This window comes from Cyclobacterium xiamenense (genome assembly GCF_009467825.1).
Taxonomy (GTDB): domain Bacteria; phylum Bacteroidota; class Bacteroidia; order Cytophagales; family Cyclobacteriaceae; genus Cyclobacterium; species Cyclobacterium xiamenense.
This window is the reverse complement of record NZ_WIOK01000078.1, coordinates 1-1,169: the sequence shown is the minus strand read 5'-3', so window position 1 is coordinate 1,169 and position 1,169 is coordinate 1. Positions and strand designations below refer to the sequence as shown.

The window sequence follows — 1,169 nt, the reverse complement described above, 5'->3', positions numbered from 1 at the left end:
GGTAAATTATGTTGTCTTAAACATATAGCTATGAAGGTACAAAATACCAACCAAAACACGACGGATATATCTTGGGATTGTCCGAAAAAAAATCTTTGAAAAAATACAATCACCTGAAAATCAGTACAGTTACTGTTCTGACCCTGCACATTTTTCCAGGTCTTCCCCGCTCGACTTTCAAACCGTAGTACTTTCGGTGCTCCAACTGTTCAAAGAATCCGCCGATTCTGTTACTGAAGATGTCCTTTCCAAGCTGGGAAAACGAGAAGTCACCGGAAGTGCTTTCTCACAGGCGCGCTATAAAATTGAATGGCAATTTTTCTCTGATCTCTGTGCTATCAGCTCAGAAGATTATGACAGGTTCACTACTGCCAGATGGAAGGGGTACAGGGTTTTTGGTGGTGATGGAAGTACCCTAAATCTACCAGCATCCAAACAGATAAGGGGATATTTTGGAGTTCAATCCAGTAGTTCAAAGACCTCACTAGCCAGGATACTTCTTGTCTATGACGTACTTACCGGCCTTACGCTACAGGCAAGACTCGGAAGAATGAGTACCGGCGAATCCGGCTTACTCGGTGACTGCCTGTTTGAAATTCCACCCAGGCCGGATGACCTTCTGGTGCTGGACAGGAATTTTGGAAACTTCCACATGGCACACAGAATGACCTGTGAAGGAAGACCCTTCTGTATCCGGATGTCTACCGGAATATCCAATTTTGCAAAAGCTGTAATGGCCGATAGCAGGATGGATTTTATCACCGAATGGGTCCCTAGCAGATCGGAGAGGGAAACAGCCAAAACATCGGAAACGATACGGGTAAGGGTAACCAAAGCCGTTCTTGACTCAGGTGAAACCGAACTGCTGGTAAGCAGTTTACAGGATATGGAATCATTTAAAACTGAAGATCTTGTAGAACTTTATGGCATGAGATGGGGAGTTGAGGAAGGGATAAAAAATTTGAAGCCTAAGATTAAAGTTGAGCAGTTCGGATGTAGAAAGCCGCAGGGAATCTATCAGGAATTTTATGCACATATCCTGGCCATGAACATGGTAGCACTTGCCGGCATAGCTGCTACTGAGCAGATTGAAAAGAAAAGTAGGTCCAGGAAAAAGAAACGGAAATTGACGTACAAATACAACTGGAAAAATGCTTTTCTACAACTCA

At 43.6% G+C, this 1,169-nt stretch carries 1 protein-coding gene; it reads left to right on the top strand.

What is annotated here, in order from left to right:
- Window positions 1-196: 196 nt before the first annotated feature.
- On the top strand, window positions 197-1,169 hold a 973-nt coding region (locus tag GCU44_RS22910), incomplete at its 3' end, for an IS4 family transposase (protein ID WP_154859713.1).